The organism is candidate division WOR-3 bacterium, assembly GCA_011052815.1.
Classification (GTDB): Bacteria; Hydrothermota; Tepidihabitantia; order SM23-42; family SM23-42; genus DRIG01.
The window spans coordinates 1-17821 of sequence record DRIG01000036.1 but is presented as its reverse complement, the minus strand read 5'-3'; the positions used below and the strand labels follow the sequence as shown (position 1 = coordinate 17821).

General features: G+C 45.3%; 19 protein-coding genes and 1 tRNA gene. 16 read left to right on the top strand and 4 right to left on the bottom strand.

Translation table 11 applies throughout. The features are described 5' to 3' along the window. Positions 1 to 49 precede the first annotated feature (49 nt). Entirely contained in the window at positions 50 to 238 is a 189-nt protein-coding gene (locus ENI34_03380; protein HEC78168.1) for a hypothetical protein, read from the bottom strand. A gap of 26 nt (positions 239 to 264) precedes the next feature. Between ENI34_03380 and ENI34_03375 the strand changes: the two genes are divergently transcribed. The 5 genes from ENI34_03375 to sucD all read left to right on the top strand — a co-directional run bounded on the left by ENI34_03375 (position 265) and on the right by sucD (position 5621). Beyond that, a complete protein-coding gene (locus tag ENI34_03375) occupies positions 265 to 1455 on the top strand; it encodes a sensor domain-containing diguanylate cyclase (protein HEC78167.1) in 1191 nt (396 codons plus the stop codon). A 29-nt stretch (positions 1456 to 1484) separates the two neighbouring features. After that, positions 1485 to 2546, top strand: a complete 1062-nt coding sequence (gene hypD / locus ENI34_03370) for a hydrogenase formation protein HypD (protein ID HEC78166.1) — start codon at positions 1485 to 1487, stop codon at positions 2544 to 2546. A gap of 21 nt (positions 2547 to 2567) precedes the next feature. Then, on the top strand, positions 2568 to 3509 hold the full coding sequence (locus tag ENI34_03365; protein HEC78165.1) for a radical SAM protein: 942 nt from the start codon (positions 2568 to 2570) through the stop codon (positions 3507 to 3509). A gap of 95 nt (positions 3510 to 3604) precedes the next feature. Then, positions 3605 to 4738 (top strand): ADP-forming succinate--CoA ligase subunit beta, encoded by a 1134-nt coding sequence (locus ENI34_03360; protein ID HEC78164.1) that lies wholly within the window; start codon positions 3605 to 3607, stop codon positions 4736 to 4738. 13 nt (positions 4739 to 4751) lie between these two features. After that, entirely contained in the window at positions 4752 to 5621 is an 870-nt protein-coding gene (gene sucD / locus ENI34_03355) for a succinate--CoA ligase subunit alpha (protein HEC78163.1), read from the top strand. Between the two features lie 67 nt (positions 5622 to 5688). On the opposite strand, the gene ENI34_03350 is transcribed toward sucD, so the two are convergent. The 3 genes from ENI34_03350 to ENI34_03340 form a co-directional block, all read right to left on the bottom strand. Then, positions 5689 to 6270 carry a hypothetical protein gene (locus ENI34_03350; GenBank protein HEC78162.1) on the bottom strand — a complete coding sequence of 194 codons (582 nt, stop codon included), beginning with the start codon at positions 6268 to 6270 and terminating at the stop codon, positions 5689 to 5691. 98 nt (positions 6271 to 6368) lie between these two features. Further along, the gene (locus ENI34_03345) at positions 6369 to 7466 is read right to left on the bottom strand and encodes a KamA family radical SAM protein (protein HEC78161.1); all 1098 of its coding nucleotides are present in this window, start codon (positions 7464 to 7466) and stop codon (positions 6369 to 6371) included. A gap of 143 nt (positions 7467 to 7609) precedes the next feature. Then, positions 7610 to 7683 (bottom strand) — tRNA-Pro (locus tag ENI34_03340). Positions 7684 to 7882: 199 nt separating this feature from the next. On the opposite strand from ENI34_03340, the gene ENI34_03335 reads away from it, so the two are divergent. The 11 genes from ENI34_03335 to ENI34_03285 form a co-directional block, all read left to right on the top strand. Next, positions 7883 to 9364: a DUF4070 domain-containing protein gene (locus ENI34_03335; protein HEC78160.1), complete on the top strand. Its 1482-nt coding sequence runs from the start codon at positions 7883 to 7885 to the stop codon at positions 9362 to 9364. Between the two features lie 74 nt (positions 9365 to 9438). Beyond that, positions 9439 to 10509, top strand: a complete 1071-nt coding sequence (locus ENI34_03330) for a hypothetical protein (GenBank protein HEC78159.1) — start codon at positions 9439 to 9441, stop codon at positions 10507 to 10509. Then, positions 10506 to 10784: a hypothetical protein gene (locus ENI34_03325; GenBank protein HEC78158.1), complete on the top strand. Its 279-nt coding sequence runs from the start codon at positions 10506 to 10508 to the stop codon at positions 10782 to 10784. Before ENI34_03330 ends, ENI34_03325 begins: the two co-directional genes overlap by 4 nt. Further along, positions 10781 to 11695, top strand: a complete 915-nt coding sequence (locus ENI34_03320; protein HEC78157.1) for a hypothetical protein — start codon at positions 10781 to 10783, stop codon at positions 11693 to 11695. Before ENI34_03325 ends, ENI34_03320 begins: the two co-directional genes overlap by 4 nt. Next, positions 11685 to 12008, top strand: a complete 324-nt coding sequence (locus tag ENI34_03315) for a hypothetical protein (GenBank protein HEC78156.1) — start codon at positions 11685 to 11687, stop codon at positions 12006 to 12008. Before ENI34_03320 ends, ENI34_03315 begins: the two co-directional genes overlap by 11 nt. Beyond that, on the top strand, positions 12005 to 13819 hold the full coding sequence (locus ENI34_03310) for a V-type ATP synthase subunit A (protein HEC78155.1): 1815 nt from the start codon (positions 12005 to 12007) through the stop codon (positions 13817 to 13819). Before ENI34_03315 ends, ENI34_03310 begins: the two co-directional genes overlap by 4 nt. Continuing rightward, positions 13816 to 15201, top strand: coding sequence for a V-type ATP synthase subunit B (locus ENI34_03305; GenBank protein HEC78154.1), 1386 nt, complete (start codon positions 13816 to 13818; stop codon positions 15199 to 15201). The genes ENI34_03310 and ENI34_03305 overlap by 4 nt, the downstream gene beginning before the upstream one ends. 1 nt (position 15202) lies before the next feature. Beyond that, positions 15203 to 15823, top strand: a complete 621-nt coding sequence (locus tag ENI34_03300; protein ID HEC78153.1) for a V-type ATP synthase subunit D — start codon at positions 15203 to 15205, stop codon at positions 15821 to 15823. Between the two features lie 12 nt (positions 15824 to 15835). Further along, on the top strand, positions 15836 to 16072 hold the full coding sequence (locus ENI34_03295) for a hypothetical protein (protein HEC78152.1): 237 nt from the start codon (positions 15836 to 15838) through the stop codon (positions 16070 to 16072). Positions 16073 to 16130: 58 nt separating this feature from the next. Beyond that, on the top strand, positions 16131 to 17330 hold the full coding sequence (locus tag ENI34_03290; protein HEC78151.1) for a hypothetical protein: 1200 nt from the start codon (positions 16131 to 16133) through the stop codon (positions 17328 to 17330). A 250-nt stretch (positions 17331 to 17580) separates the two neighbouring features. Further along, positions 17581 to 17821: hypothetical protein (locus ENI34_03285; protein HEC78150.1), on the top strand; the 241-nt coding region annotated here is incomplete at its 3' end.

Genomic DNA, 17821 nt, shown 5'->3' with positions numbered 1-17821 from the left:
TAATAGGTGAGTAGGGGACGATATATTTCGGATGCCAGGATGGCTATCTTTATGCAATAAAAAAACTGAGGTAGTCACTAATGTTTGTTGATGTCTTATAGACAAACAATGGGGTCAGGGCTTCAATCTTCAATTCCTGTCCGCCACCCATCCTGGCGGTCAGACTCAACCGCTGCCCCGGGTGGAACAAAGGAATAACACAGTGTAAAGAGAAATCAACCCTTAAGGTGGTTGACATTTAATACAAAATCAATAAAATTTTGTATGGACACGGGTACTTTCATCAATATCCTTCTCGGCGCGATAATTGTGACGATCGCGATAATCCTCATTGCGACGCTGTCCAAATCAAAAAAGAAATCAAAGGTGCTGAATCATGTCGATATCCTCGCCGACGAACTGGATAGACATAAAAAAGAGAACCTTCATCTTCAGGCCGAGTTAAAACGAATAAATTCCATGGACAACCTCTTCTTCGCATCAATGATAAGACTCACTTCGCGGCTCAACCCTTCTGATATCGCAAAAGAGATCACCGGTCTTTTAATGCACTCGCTGGATGCCGAAGAAGTAGCGGTCTTTCTCGCCGACCCAGAAGAACGGCGTCTTACAATCATTGACCAGCGCGGACTGAAAGACGACTGGATTCCCAAACTTGTCTATGATTTGAGAGATGAAAAAACAAACAGCAAAGTCACCTTCTGTTTTCTTCAAAAACACCCCATTACAAAACGCGACCATATCTTGGGACTGAAAGAGCCCTATCCGATATTCAATCCTGATATCTGCTACCCCATATTTTTTCAGGAAAAAAAATTCGGTGTCATCGCAATCACCCGGAAGCAGAATCTGGAAGAGAGAGAACGTAACTTACTCGGTGTGGTGTCGGGTATCGCCGGCGTCGCACTCAATAACACAAGAAGTTTCGCCGACATAACACTCACCGCCCATACAGATCCGTTGACCAGGTTGTTCAACATTGGTTATTTCCGGGATAAACTTGATAAAGAGCTCAATCGAGCAAAAAGATTCCAGCATAATCTGGCGGTCTCGATCATAGACCTTGATAATTTTAAAACATATAACGACACGTATGGGCATCAAGCCGGCGACCACCTGTTGATTCAACTGTCCCATATCTTTAAAAAGCACTTTGATGAAATGGATACGCTCGCGCGCTACGGAGGTGATGAATTTATTGTGATGTGTCCGGAAATAAATAAACAGGAACTGGCTCGAATCATCGGAAATCTCCTGCACGACCTTGAAATGTACGACTTCACACGGGGAGAGAAAAAGGTCAAAGTCACCTTCTCTGCCGGCGTATCCTCGTATCCGGACGACGCCACGAACGGTGCTGAATTAATAAAACTGGCCGACCAGGCGCTCTATGAAGCGAAAGGCGCCGGTCGCAACCTGGTACGGGTATATCATCCTAAAGTTGATAAGATATAACCACCGCGATTGAGCCTCATGAATCAATCATGAACAGTTATGTAAACAAAGTAATACGTATCCTTTCGAAATTGGACACCGGCGACATCAATCTTATGGAGGTCTGCGGCACCCATACAATGGCAATTGCAAGATCAGGTATCAAAGAATTGCTTCCATCAAATATAAATCTTCTGTCCGGACCCGGCTGTCCTGTCTGCGTCACCCCCCAGCATACAATAGACTATGCAATCGCCCTGGCGCAGCAGAAGAACGTCGTAATAACGACATTCGGTGATATGGTAAGGGTGCCGGGCTCAAAACAGAGCCTGGAGTCATTCGGCCCGAAAATCGTCTATTCAGCACTCGACGCCCTGACAATTGCGGAACAGAATCCGAAAAAAGACGTGGTCTTTCTCGGGGTGGGATTTGAAACGACTTCTCCAACCATCGCCGCCACGGTCGTCACGGCGAAGGAAAAAGGTCTCCAGAATTTTTATGTACTGCCCGCCTTCAAACTCATTCCCCCGGCGCTCGACTTTATCGCCCGGGCGCCGCGGATAAATGTACACGGTTTTATCCTGCCGGGCCACGTTTCCGTGATAATCGGTTCTGAACCGTACAAATTCCTGGCTGATAAATATCATCTTCCCGGCTGCATAACCGGTTTTGAACCGATAGATATACTTCACGGCATCCTTGACCTGACAAAACAGATTGCCGAAAAAGAAGCGAAGATCACCATAGAATACAAGCGCGTGGTGAAACCGACCGGCAATAAGAAAGCATTGGAAATTCTCAAAAAAGTCTTTGAAGTATGTGATGCTGAATGGCGCGGTATCGGTACAATAAAAAATTCAGGTCTGACTTTCACCAAAGAGTTCAAACACTTCAATGTACACGACAAATATAAATTAGACGTACCTGAATATGCCGAACCAAAAGGTTGCATCTGCGGAAAAGTGCTGCTGGGCATAAAACGTCCTCTGGACTGTGCACTATTCGGCAAAAAGTGCACCCCCCTGTCACCGGTAGGACCGTGCATGGTCTCGTCAGAAGGTTCCTGTGCCGCATACTACAAATACGGAATTCATCCGCCGCGGCGTGGCTGAACAAATGCAATTAAATAATTAATGAAAAAAATAACCCGGGAATTGATAAATGAATTCCGTAAGTTACTTTCTCCGTGCAGGGTATGTCCACGGATGTGTAAAGTGGACCGGTTGAACGGTGAGATCGGAAACTGCAGGGCGGGCGCAGAGGTCGAAGTCTCTTCTTTTCATCAACACTTCGGAGAAGAACCGCCGCTCGTCGGAAAACACGGTTCAGGCACGGTCTTTTTCACCCACTGCAATCTCCATTGTGTATATTGTCAGAACTATCAGATCAGCCAGCTCGGCATGGGAACAAAAAGATCTCTGGAAGAACTCGCCCACATCTTTCTGAGGCTTCAAGAGTTGGGTTGCCATAACATCAACCTGGTCACTCCGACACCATGGGTACCGCAGATCGTTGAAGCACTTGCAATCGCCCAGACCCGGGGATTGAACATCCCTGTAGTCTACAACTGCGGTGGATACGAATCACTCGAAACGTTGAAGTTACTGGACGGTATCATAGACATCTATATGCCGGACATCAAATACGCCGACGATGAATACGCCGGAAAATACTCCGGTGTCGGAGATTACTGGGAGCACGCCACAAAGGCGTTGAAAGAGATGTATCGCCAGGTCGGCGATCTCGTGATAGAAAGGGGGATCGCCACAAAAGGGCTCTTAATCAGACATCTGGTCATGCCGAATAATATCGCCGGCAGTCGGAAGTGTTTTGAATTCATCAAAAAACACCTATCCGGCAACACCGCCGTGAATGTAATGGCGCAGTATTATCCAACGTTTAAAGCCGCCGCCTACCCGGAAATAAACCGCCGGATTACGCCGAAAGAATATAGAGAAGCGCTCAGGGAGCTCGAAAATTACGGGCTCGACAAGGGCTTCAAGCAGACGCTCGACACAATCTTCAGACGTGTTGTGCCGGAATGGACCGACGACTTGAGAGAAGAGAATTATTGACTTTTGCCGGATTTTGTATATCCTATTGCGTATATTTGTGTGAAAGATAATCGATTATATCCTGTTATTTAATAACAACCAACGAGGAGGACAAATTGAAGGTTCATGAATATCAGGCAAAGGAAATTTTTAAGAAGTATGGTATTCCGACGCCGCGGGAAAAGGTCTGCAAAAGCGTGGAAGAAGTTATTGCGGCTTCCAAGGAGATCGGTATTCCCTGTGTGATAAAAGCCCAGGTCATGGTCGGCGGCAGAGGTAAAGCAGGTGGAATAAAACTTGCAAAGAACGAAGCAGAGGTCAAAGAACATGCTGAGAAAATCCTCGGCATGGAGATAAAAGGGCTGCCGGTGAAAAAGGTCCTTGTTTCCCAGGCGATCGACATCGATAAAGAAGCGTATCTCGGAATCATCAACGACCGCACCGCCAAAAAGACCGTGGTGATGGTGTGTAAAGAAGGCGGTGTGGAGATTGAAGAGGTCGCCCGTAAAAATCCCGAAGCGATATATAAGGTGTATGCCGACCCGTTAGTCGGACTCTTACCGCACAAGGCACGCCAGGTCGGTTTCTTTCTCTACAATGAACCGAAATCCGCATTCGCCTGTGCTTCGATTACAGAAAAATTATACCGGATGTTTATTGAACTCGACTCCTCTCTTGCCGAAATAAATCCGCTCGTGCTCGATAAAAACGGTGAGATGATCGCCCTGGATGCAAAGATTAACTTCGACGACAACGGCCTTTACCGCCATCCTGAGATTGAAGCGATGCGTGACCGTGAAAGTGAAGACGAGAACGAACTACTCGCACGGGAAAGAGACCTCTCGTATGTAAAACTTTCCGGAAACATCGGCTGCGTTGTGAATGGAGCCGGACTCGCTATGGCGACGATGGACCTGGTCAAGCACTTCGGCGGTGAACCGGCGAACTTCCTTGATATCGGAGGATCTTCGTCACCTGAAAAAGTAAAGAACGCCCTTGAAATCCTTCTTAAGGATCAGAACGTCAAGGTTATCTTCTTCAACATATTCGGCGGCATCACTCGATGTGACGACGTCGCGAACGGTATCCTGCAGGCGAAAAAGGAATTAAATATCCAACAACCGATTGTCGCACGACTGACCGGAACGAATGAAGAAAAAGCGATGGAGATTCTAAAAGAAGCCGGCCTCATCTTCGCTCAATCAATGGATGAAGGTGCAAAAAAAGCAATTGAATTGCTGAAGAGATGAAAGGAGCCGAAAAATGAGTATTTTGGTAAATAACGATACGAAACTCGTGGTTCAGGGGATAACCGGCAGAGACGGCAGCTTCCATACGGGACAGATGCTCAAGTATGGAACCAAGGTTGTCGCCGGGGTCACCCCGGGCAAAGGCGGTCAGAAGGTAGAAGGTGTGCCGGTCTTCAATTCCGTGGCTGAAGCAGTGGACAAAACCGGGGCGAATACCTCTGTGATCTTCGTGCCGGCGAAATTTTCAGTGAGTGCCATATATGAAGCCGTTGACGCCGGGATAAAATTGATTGTCTGTATCTCCGAAGGAATTCCTACCATCGAAATGGTGAAGATTACGGCTTATTTGAGAGATAAAGACTGCCGTCTGGTAGGTCCCAATTCACCGGGGATTGTCTCACCCGGCGAGGCAAAGGTCGGTATACTTCCGGGCCACATCTTCAAGAAAGGGCCCGTTGGCGTGATCTCACGCAGCGGCACCTTGACTTATGAGATTGTGGACCACATCACAAAAGCAAGCCTTGGCCAGTCTACCTGTATTGGAATCGGAGGCGACCCGATCATCGGCACTAAATTCATTGATTGTTTAAAGCTCTTTGCCGAAGACAAGAATACTGAGGCGGTGGTGATCGTCGGCGAGATCGGCGGACGGGATGAACAGGATACCGCGGAATATGTGAAGAAAAATTTCAATAAACCGGTATTCGGCTTTATCGCCGGAAAGACCGCTCCGCCGGATAAACGGATGGGACACGCAGGTGCGATCATCTCCGGCACGTCGGGTACAGCCGCTGAAAAGATAAAGGTCTTCAAGGAATGCGGCATCAAGGTGGGAGACACCTCTGCCGAGGTAGCTCGGCTCGTCAAAGAAGCCCTCTCCTGATATAAGACTAAAAAACCACAGCCTCTGACTGATTTCCTGTAGTGCGGAATTCTGTCAGAGGCTTTTCCTATTTTTCTATTGCCTCAGAGGTGATATCAAGGGCTTTTGCCAATCGACTGCAGGTATCCTGCAGTTGATCATAGATCTCTCTGTCCTTTATTCTTTTGTAATATATCTTATCGAGGATCTCCTCGATTTCAGAGAAAATCTCAACCATCGTGTTGTAATCATAATGCAGGGTCTTTTCCATGCTCTTACGAAGATCGTTGTATATCTCTTTAAGACCGTTTATGGCGTCACCCCGGCGGAACTGCAGCTCGTCGGTCGTTTCACCTTCGCACAATTTTTTGATATAGGTGCGCAGTCGATACAACGGGCCGTAGATCTTATGGGTGATTAAAACGATCGCCCATATCGATACGACAAAAACCACTAAAGCGATCACCGCCACCGGTAAAACAGAATCGTATAAAATCTCTGATATGAACTCTTTGCTGATTCCGATCGCCGCCATGTTATTCCTGAATATCAAAAACAAGGAGGTCACCAGGATCAAAGAGGTTCCTATAATAAGACCTGCAATGGAAATTATCAATTGAATCTGCAGGTTGTGAATAATGACCTTTTTTCTTCGATTCTTTAAACTCATACATTCACTCCAGATTTAAGTATTTTATACACTATTTCATTCCTGTCAATATTCATTCGGGGCCAAATCTTTACATCAGATATCCGCCAAATAGAGCATCAAAAGTCATCGAGCCATCCGGCGTGTTCGTTCAACCTCTTCTTGAAAAACCTTCCGTAATTTCGGGAATTTCTCGCTTCATGGTATTTGAAGTAGATGTGATTGTTTGAAATCCCGACAATCTCGATCTTTCCTGTGCGGTGCGACATAACATATCGGAATCTCTTACTGTGGCCGTTGAGTCTTCTCTTTGCCCTCTCAATAATCCGATAACCCCGCGCAAGAGGAACCTGAAAGTTATGTTTGACCCGTTTAACCGGCCGGCACTGGAAAATATAATAAGGAATAACACCGATGCCGGAGAGTTTGTTCAGCAATTCAGCCAGGACGTCAGGATCGTCATTCACACCTTTCAATAAGACGGTTTGGTTGTTGATTATTATACTTCGGCGGATTAGTTTATTTACAGCCCGTATCGCTTTTCTGGTCAGTTCACGTGGATGATTGAACTGGGTGCTGATATATATTCTTCTGTCCGGCCGTGAATACTTTTTAAGTATTGATAAAAGTTCTTTATCTTCAATAATCCGATCCGGGAAAATCACGGGTATCTTGGTACCGAATCGGATAAAGTAAAGGTGTGAAATACCCGACAGTTTTTTTAAAAAGTTTTTAATAACCTTTGAAGGCAATGTAAAAGGGTCGCCTCCACTGATAAGCACGTTTGTTATCTCTTTATGCTTTTTGATGTAGTTGACCGCCTGATTGAATTTTTTGATGATCTCCTCATTGGGAATACCGACCAGCCTCTTCCTGAAACAATAACGACAATATGCCGTGCATCTGTTGGTGGACAGAATAAGCGCGGTCGGTTCATACTTATGCTGCAAACCCTGTATCCTGGTGACCTCGATCTCTCCGCTCGGGTCATAAGAACCCGACAGGTCCAGTTCTTTGACTGAAGGAAAAACCATTTTTCTTATGGGATCATTGGGATCGTTTTTATCAATCAATGACATATAATAACGCGTAATACTCATCGGGTGTTTTTCAATAATTTTTTTAAACTGCCTTTCTTGTTTGGGGGTTAAACTAATATATCTTTTCAGCTGTTTGATCGTGCTGATGTTATGTCTCAGTTCTTCTTTCCACGTCATAGTACCTCCTTTCGACTTGCGGTCTTTACTCCAACAAGATATCGAACTTTACATCTCCCCGATCCTGATCTGTTTTGCCCTATAATTAGTTTATATATAATACACCAAAATAACACATTTGTCAACAATTATGACAAAAAAAATCGGGGTGGTGGGATTTGAACCCACGACCTCATGGTCCCAAACCATGCGCGCTCAGCCGCTGCGCCACACCCCGCTGAAATCAATTATAGAGAAAAAAACGCGGATGTCAACAAATGACTTGACAATCCGGTTTTCGTCTGTATAATATGTATAATATTAGGTGATAAAATATTATGTGTCGATAAAAAAGATCCACATTGTATTTTGAAGGTATATCCAGTGTGATGATATTTTCAACGTCACCTTTATAAACTGTACAAAGGAGATAGAAAATGAAGATACTTTTGGTCTACCCGAAAAATCCAGATACATTCTGGTCTTTTAAACACGCTTTGAGATTTATCTTTAAAAAGGCGACAAATCCACCGCTCGGCTTGCTGACCGTCGCATCACTGCTTCCGAAAAACTGGGAAAAACGGCTTATCGATATGAATGTCAGTAAATTGAAGGACCGCGACATCCAGTGGGCTGACTATGTTTTTATCAGCGCCATCTCAATCCAGAAAAAATCAGCGGACGAAGTGATCTCACGTTGTAGAACAAAGAAAACAAAGGTTGTCGCCGGCGGTCCACTCTTTACGAGCCGCCCCGATGATTACAAACACGTCGATCATCTGGTACTGAATGAAGCGGAAATAACACTGCCGAGATTTTTAAAAGACCTGCGTAAAGGAATCCCCCGACACAGGTATACCTCACGCACCTGGTCAGACATCAAAAAAACACCGCTTCCTTCCTGGCGGCTGATCAAGATGAAAAAATACGCCTCGATGAACATCCAGTATTCACGGGGTTGCCCGTTTGATTGCGACTTCTGTGATATTCCATTGCTGTGCGGACATAAACCGCGCACAAAAAGCGCAAACCAGATCATCCGTGAACTTGACGGTCTCTATGACTGCGGCTGGCGCGGAGCGGTCTTTTTTGTCGATGACAACTTCATCGGGAATAAAGCCCTTTTGAAGAAAGATGTGTTGCCGGCGATCGCCGGGTGGATGAAGGCGAAGAAATATCCCTTCACGTTCATCACCCAGGCCTCGGTCGATCTCGCAGATGATGAAGAACTCATCAATCTGATGGTCAGGGCGGGCTTTGATACGGTCTTCCTGGGTATTGAAACTCCGGAAGAAGAAAGCCTTTCAGAATGCAGTAAAGTCCAGAACAGAAACCGCGATATGGTCGCCTGCGTCAAAAAGATTCAACAAGCCGGGCTTCAGGTGCAGGGAGGTTTTATCGTCGGATTCGACAGTGATCCCCAGACAATATTCGAAAGACAGATCAACTTCATCCAGCGCAGCGGAATAGTGACCGCAATGGTCGGTTTACTCAACGCCGTACGCGGTACAAAACTGTATCAGCGTTTGAAAAAGGAGAACCGATTATTAAACGAAATGTCCGGCGATAACACCGACTGTTCCCTCAACTTTATTCCCAGAATGCACCGCAACATATTGATTCAGGGATACAAAAAAATTCTACAGACGATATACTCACCTGATTACTTTTACGCCCGTGCCAAGAGGTTCTTGAAAGAATACAAACCAGGCCGTAAGAAAGGATTCCGGCTGAATTTAAATGAACTGCGGGCTTTTGTCCTTTCCGTCCTCTGGTTAGGGGTAAAAGAAAAAGAACGATTCCATTACTGGCGGCTCTTTTTATGGAGCGTCTGCAACCGCCCCCGGCTCACCCCCCTTGCTGTAACCTTTGCAATCTACGGTTTCCATTTCAGAAAGATCTTTGAGCGGATGGCTTGATAAACAACGTAATTTCATAAAAAAAAGCGGTTTACCGTTTCTTGACATACTCTATTTTATGGATATAATCTGCAATGCGAATGCTGATTCTGAGTGGCAAAGGACCTTTAAAAAAACAGATCGGTACGTGTTCGCGGTTCGAGAAGTCAATAGACGGCTTTATCAAAGCGAGGAAAGAATATAAGATAAAGTTCCTCTATTATGACCGGCCAAATCCCTTCAGAGTCAAAAAAACACGGAAAAACGCTTCTTTAATAAGAAAATTCATCCTCAAGGTCGAGAAAAAATGGGGTGAGATCGACTTTTTGCTCCTGATCGGCGGCGATGAAGTCATCCCTTTTTTCCGACTTGATAATCCCTGTGACGACGGAGATGAAAAGGTCCTATCAGATAACCCTTATGCCTCACGGGACGACGATTTTTTGATTCCCGAAAGGGTCTGTGCCCGTATTCCGGACAACAGCAGTGAAGATTTCATAATAAGACAGCTGAGAAAACAATTGCATCGTATGGTGGAGAAAAAATCTTTCGGTATCAGTACCCGGGTATGGAAAAAGGCTTCTGAAGAGGTTTATCGTCACATCGGTAAGATAAAAGATCTAAAGACCTCACCGCCCGTCAAAAGCGACTCTTTCAAAAAAATCTGGCTGCGGAACAGGGCTTTTCTCTATTTCAACCTGCACGGCAGCAAAGATTCTTCGAATTGGTATGGCCAGGGTAATCTCAGATATCCGATCGCCCTTTCCCCCCGCAATATAGAGGATTGTTCTGGTGTCGTCGCTGCTGAATGCTGTTACGGCGCATATATAATCAAAAAATCGCACAAAGACGCACCGGCATTGAAGTTTTTGAATGAAAGAAAAATTTACGGCTTCTGCGGCTCCACCACGATCGCCTACGGACCTGCAGAGCCACCTTCCAGTGAAGCCGATCTATTGGTGAAATATTTTTTTCAGTACGTGAAACAGGGATTGACCATTGGAGAAAGTTTCAAGAATGCAAAGCTCGATTTCGCCCGTAAGGCATTGCGTCGACACGGTTTCCTGGACGACGACGACCAGAAGACGCTGCTGCAGTTCGTCCTCTACGGAGATCCGACTCTGCGGCTGCACATAAAGACGAAAAGGAGAAAATCAAAAGTATGATTACCAAGAAAACAATAGACAGGGTGAAAAAAAGGGTTCTGAAAAGATTTCCTGAGTTCAAAGGAATCAAGCCAAAAATAACCGAGAAGAGAATAAAACCGCAGGATATTCTATATAAAAAACTGTCAATGGGTGCACCGAAGCAGGTTAAAAAGGTCTTCAGTATGAAATTCAAGAAAAGAATCAGAACCGCCGATGAAACCGAGATCGAACGGATTCTGACTATAACTCTTGATGAGGCGGGAGAAATAATAAAAATAACACAATCGAGATGATCAAGGGAACTGAAGATAAAAGATATGCGTTCGTCAACGGCATCATCCGTGCGAAAGAGGCACGGTTGCTCACCAAAGCCCATTTCGACCGATTGCTTGCCGCTCCACTGACTAATTTCAATACAATAATCTCGGATTCTCCTTATGCCGGCTATGAAGATACTCCAGACGGGCTGGAAGTAGAAGAGAACGGACTGAGGAAATTTTTTGAAAAATACTGTCAGACCCCTGAGGTAAGAAAGTTCGTCGAGCTGCCCGAACAAATTCACAATTTGAAGGTGAAATTGAAACAGGGCGGTGAAGAACTCCTCTATCCCGACGTCGGAACAGAAGTCGAAACCCTTCCTGAAGTTGTTGAAGAAATCGAAAGATTCACAATCGAAAAAGACCCTTTTAAACTTTCCACCAATCTCGACAAAATCGTCTGTAAATATATATATGAAGCAGCGGAGTTCAGTCCCTTTTTCAAAAACTATTTTGAATTATATTTTGACCTTGAAAACATCAGAAGTTTTCTCAGAGCCCGCCAGTTTGAAAACGCCCGGGAGATATTCAATCAGGTATTCATCCCCTATGGTTCTTTCGACAAAAAAATATTCATCGACAATATGAACCTGGAGATCGATCATCTGGGAAAAATCTTCTTCACCACACCCTATGCATCGATCATCGAAAAAGGCTCTCTGTATCTTGAAGAAAATCATTCCTTTCTCAGATTGGAAAGAATGTGTGAAGAAATGCGTTTGAACTTTCTGACCCAGGCGAGGAGAATGACCTTTGGCGTGGAACCCCTGTTCGGTTATTATCACTTCAAGAATTCTGAAATCAAAAAATTGCGTCAGGTCTATTGGGGAAAATTGAATGAAGTACCCCTTGACCAATTAAAGGAGAGTATTCCTGATGTCTGGTAGCACTTTGGCTATTATCGGAAAAAAAGAAACGATTATGCCGTTTCTCGCAACCGGTGCAAAAGTCGTCTATGTAGAAAAAGGTAAATCCGTTGAAGTCGTTGAGGAACTTATCAACCAGGGATTCAAAATCATCTTTTTTACTGAAGAATTTATCGAGGAGTTGAATAGTGTGCTGATGCGCTATCGCAATCAAACCATTCCGTGTTTAATCCCCATTCCAACCGGGAGGGGCAAAACAAAACTTGCAATTGAAAGGATACGGGGAGTGATTAAAAAAGCTGTTGGTGCGGATGTCTTTTTGGAGGAAAAATGAGGAAAGGTGAAATTACAAAAGTTTCAGGGCCGCTTGTCGTGGCAAAAGGGATGAAAGGCAGTAAGATGTACGATGTGGTGCGGGTCAGTGAAGAACGGCTCGTAGGTGAGATCATCGGTTTATCCGGTGACATGGCGTCGATCCAGGTCTATGAAGAGACCTCGGGAATAGGTCCTGGAGAACCCGTTTACATCACTGACCAGCCCCTCTTTGTCGAACTCGGTCCCGGACTCATTGAATCGATTTATGACGGTATACAGAGACCTCTGGACATAATTCGTGAGCAGACCGGTGACAATATCAGCCGCGGCGTTGAAATCCCCGCACTGGAAAGAGACAAGAAATGGCATTTTAAACCCTCTCTGCGAAAAGGAGATAAAGTAATCCCGGGTGACATCATCGGTGAAGTGCAGGAAACCGTTCTTGTGAACCATAAAATTATGGTGCCCCATAATGTTGAAGGCACAATCCACAACATCAAAGAAGGTGAATTTCTGGTGACTGACACCATCTGTGAGGTCAAAACCGATAAAGAAATCGTTCCTTTGACCATGTTCCAGATATGGCCGGTTCGAAAACCGAGACCGTACAGGGAAAGGCTTGCACCGTCCATTATAATGTCCACTGGCCAGCGTGTCATCGACATGTTCTTTCCCATTGCAAAAGGAGGTACTGCCTGCTGTCCGGGTCCTTTCGGTACGGGGAAAACAGTTATTCAACATCAGCTGGCGAAATGGGCTGAGGCGGAAATCATCGTCTATATCGGATGCGGCGAACGCGGCAATGAAATGACCGACGTCTTAATGGAGTTTCCTGAATTGAAAGACCCGCGCTCCGGTGAATCATTGATGAAACGCACTGTTTTAATCGCGAACACCTCCAACATGCCGGTCGCGGCGCGTGAAGCTTCTGTTTACACCGGTATTACGATCGCTGAATACTTCAGGGATATGGGATACTCGGTCGCAGTGATGGCGGACTCGACCTCACGCTGGGCAGAAGCGATGAGAGAAATCTCCGGCAGATTGGAGGAGATGCCGGGAGAAGAAGGCTACCCTGCTTATCTCAGTGCAAAAGTCAGTTCGTTCTATGAGCGCGCCGGACGGGTGAAAGCGATCGGCAAGCCCGAAAGAGAAGGTGCTCTCAGTGTGATCGGAGCGGTCTCTCCACCGGGCGGCGATCTCTCTGACCCGGTCGTCCAGGCGACCCTGCGTGTCGTAAAAGTCTTCTGGAGTCTTGAAGATCGACTGGCTTATCAGCGTCACTTCCCGGCGATATCATGGTTAAACTCGTATTCCCTGTACATCGATGAAATAGCCGAAAGCGTGAATAAAGAAGTGGCGAAAGATTTCATTGATCTGTCAAAAGAAGCGATGCGTCTTCTGGAACAGGAAGCTGAATTGCAGGAAATCGTGCGACTCATCGGCGTCGACGCCCTGTCTCCGGAAGACAGATTGATCCTGGAAGGAGCACGTTCAATCCGCGAGGACTTTCTGCACCAGAACGCTTTCCATGAAATCGACACCTACGCCTCACTTAAAAAACAGTATAAAATGCTTTCCACCTGTCTGCTGAACTACAATAAAGCACGTGAAGCATTAAAAAGAGGAGTGTCATTCAACGATATTATAAAAATGGAAGTACGCAACAAGATTGCACGTATGAGATATTTACCTGAATCCGAGCTCGGAAAAATCGACGAATTACAGAATGAAGTCACCGAAGCCTTTTCGCGGCTCATAAAAGGGGAGAAGTTCAGTGAAGAGAATAAAGAACCAGAAAAAGTAAAAAATCGAGGAGCCAAGAAATGATAAAAGAATATAGCAGTATCCTTGACGTCGCAGGTCCTCTTTTATTGGTTGAAGGGGTAGAGGGTGCAAAGTACGAAGAGCTGGTTGAAATCTACACCCATACCGGAGAAAAGAAAAGAGGAAGGGTGCTGGAAGTAGACGGTGATAAAGCCCTGGTTCAAATATTCGAAGGTTCCACCGGCATTGACGTCCAGCACTGCCGCGTGCGCTTTCTCGGCAGGACACTCCACATCGGAGTATCACAGGATATGCTCGGCAGAATCTTTGACGGACTCGGCAGACCGAAAGACGGCGGGCCTGAAATCATCCCTGAAGCGATGCTTGACATAAACGGTGCGCCGATAAACCCGACGGCGCGTGATTATCCCAACGAATTCATCCAGACCGGGATATCCTCGATAGACGGTATAAACACTCTGGTGCGTGGACAGAAGCTGCCTATATTTTCCGGTTCAGGGCTGCCTCACAACCGTGTCGCCGCTCAGATCGTCCGTCAATCAAAGGTTCTCGGCTCTGAAGAAGAGTTCGCCGTTGTCTTCGGAGCGATGGGTATTACCTTTGAAGAAGCCAATTTCTTTATTCAGGACTTCTCAAAATCAGGGGCGCTTGAAAGGGTGGTCTTGTTTTTGAATCTGGCGGATGATCCGGCGATCGAACGGGTATCCACCCCACGTGTTGCCTTTACCGTTGCAGAGTATCTCGCCTTTGAAAAGGGACTTCACATTCTCGTCATCCTTTCTGATATGACCAATTACGCCGAAGCCCTGCGTGAAATTTCTGCAGCCCGCAAGGAAATTCCGGGAAGACGCGGTTACCCGGGTTATCTCTATACCGACCTCGCAACGATCTACGAGCGCTCAGGCAGAATAAAAGACAAGAAAGGTTCCATCACACTCATTCCGATTCTCTCAATGCCCGAGGACGACAAAACCCATCCGATTCCTGACCTGACCGGCTATATCACTGAAGGGCAGATCATTCTCTCACGTTCTCTCTATCGAAAAAAGGTCTCACCGCCCGTGGACGTCCAGCAGTCCCTGTCGCGACTGAAGGATAAAGGAATCGGCAAAGGAAAAACGCGGGAAGACCATGCCGACCTGTTCAATCAATTAATCGCCTGCTATGCACGTGGTAAAGAAGCCGCTGAGCTGGCGGTTATTCTCGGTGAAGCCGCCCTTTCAGACCTGGATAAGATTTATCTGAAATTCGCGCAACAGTTTGAAGAAGAATATATTTCACAGGGTGAATACGAAAACAGAACCATTGAAGAGACCCTCAATCTCGGATGGAAGCTCCTGCGTACTGTACCGCGTGCGGAAATGAAGCGTGTCCGTGATGAATATCTTGAAAGATATTATGATAAAGCAGAAGGTTTAGATTAAAATGAAACTTGATATTCCACCGACCAGGATGCAGCTTCTACGTCTGAAGAGGCGTGGTGTCATTGCACGCCGCGGCCACAAACTGCTTAAAGACAAACAAGACGAACTGATGCGCAGAATTCTCGAGATGGTCAACAAAATCCGGGAGTCGCGATTGAAGATCGAGGAAGAACTAAGACGGGCTTTCGGCTATTTCTATTTCGCATCGAGTAAACAGGCGCCGAAGGCGACCGACGAAGCGCTTCTTTCCACGACCAAATTGATTGATATCGAATATACCACAGAACGCATTTTAAATCTGAAGATACCTAAATTCAGCAAAAAGATATCCGGCGGGTTGATTGGATATGGTTTTATGACGACATCCGGCGACCTCGACCTTGCTCTTCTGAAGGTCGACCGTCTTATATCAAGATTACTTGAGCTCGCCGAACTTGAAAAAGCACTGGAACTTCTCGCCGATGAAATTGAAAAAACCCGCAGAAGGGTGAACGCCCTCGAATACATCCTCATACCGTCGATCGACGAAACCATTAAGTTTATAAACTTGAAACTGTCTGAAATGGAAAGGGGTGACCTTACCCGCCTGATGCGGGTTAAAGAAATCGTGAGGGGAAAATAGAGGGAGGTCGTTATGGTTGAAGGTTTGGTAGGTGTATTAATCCTGGCGTTTTTAACATTGATTATCGGAATCATCCTTAAATCGATGTGGGTGGTTATACCCCAGATATTGTTGATCTGTATCGTCGTCTATCTCCTGGTGCGTGTCCGGGTCAAAATCTCAAAAGCCGAAAAAGAAAAACTCAGAGAAAAAATCGATGAATTAGAAAAGAAAATCAGCACGATCGGCAAAAAAGAGGAAACACCGTAACTTCGCATTATTCGGATTCCACGATTCTGTAGCCGCCGACAGAAAAGCATCGATTGAGATGAAAAAATCACTCTTATTCGTTTCCATAATAATATTCCTCTTTACCGCGGGGATTCTCTGCAAAAATATCTTCGCCCAACAGAAGTTGTTCAATGTCGCATCTCGTTTGGACATAAAAGAAAACAACTGTTTTAATCAATCATACAACCAGCTCTCTGATTCCTTAATCGCTGTCTGGGATTCTATCTTTCAGGCAAACGGAATAAAAGATGAACCTTTTGCAATGATGCTGTATTTGATTGAATGGTTCAATCAGATGAGTTCTGAAGAAACCACAGGTTATCACTCCATCGCAAAGATATCATCAACCGGAAAAACAAATCTACGAAGCAGTATCCTCGCCGTCTGTGCAATAATGCAAAAATTCGGCTGGGACATTCTCTGTTTTTACAACGAAGACGAATGTTATCTCGGCCTGGCTCTGGATGAAACGTGGAAAATAAGAAAAGCGAACTGGGTGGAAAAGAATAATAAAAACTATTATTTGAAGGAGTTTGACACTGTTACCCCTGTTGGAGAGTTGAAGATCGATAATCCCGCCTCGAAATACAGAAGTATCAAGGCGAAAAAAGAAAATTTAAACCCTATTCCCATCATCAGGAAGATGCCTGTATTTGGCGACCCCGTTTTCGAAAAAGTCCTCAAGTGGTATTATAAAAATATGGAATATAATACTACAGTATCTATCCCCAAAGCACAAATTGAATGGACACAGAATCTGCCGCCGAGTCTTTACGGAATGACGAACCCCGGGATTATAGAGTTGAAACGGATCGGTTTGGTCGACAGGTTGAAGATTATGTTAAACAATTTCCAGGAATACGACCGGGTGAATTTTCTACTCAAGTTTTGTCAGTCGGAGAGCATCTTCATTTACGACAGCAAACAGCAGATTCAGAGCGTCAGTAAACAACTGACTGAAGGATACAACGACTGCGACGGACGCAGCATCTTTCTGTATTGTTTGCTGCGTGCGGTTCTGGATTATTCTGATGAAGACATTATATTTCTGAGCTGGCCCAATCACCTTGCGCTGGGGCTTCGACCCAAGACTGAAGAAGCAGTAAAGATATTAGAGGAAAACGATGGGTACTCTGTAAATGATAAATTTTATATCCTGGATCCGACCTATCTGGGAAACACCGGTTGGGGAAGCAAGATGAAGCGTCTTTCAAATGACTGTGAAATAATTGAATGAAAAATAGGTGTCTATCTCTTTCCAGGTGACCAATCCGGGGCATTGGCGGTAGCACATTTCCATTACGGACACGGAAGAATCAATAATATCAAACAAAAAACCAACTCCTTGACATTTTGATACAGTTTACTATAATGAAATAAGAAGGTGTGATTGTTTGAGACGAACATCTGCAGGCGGCGGTGCTTTTTGTCTGTAAACTTGTTGCTCGATAAAACAGCTGAGTTATGGTATAAGGAGAGGTAAAATAATGATAAAAATCTTCACATTGCTTTTTTCTTTAATTCTAACCGCCCAGAACAACTATGTCTTTGGTCCGAGTATCCGGGTTAATGATGATACAGCCGGGATATATAACCACCGTACCACTCAACGTTCAATTGCTTGCCGGAGTGATACAGTATACTTAGCATGGGGTGACAACCGGTCGGTTAGCGCCCAGATTTACTTTTCAAAGAGTACAGATGCGGGGATGGCATGGAGCCCCAATA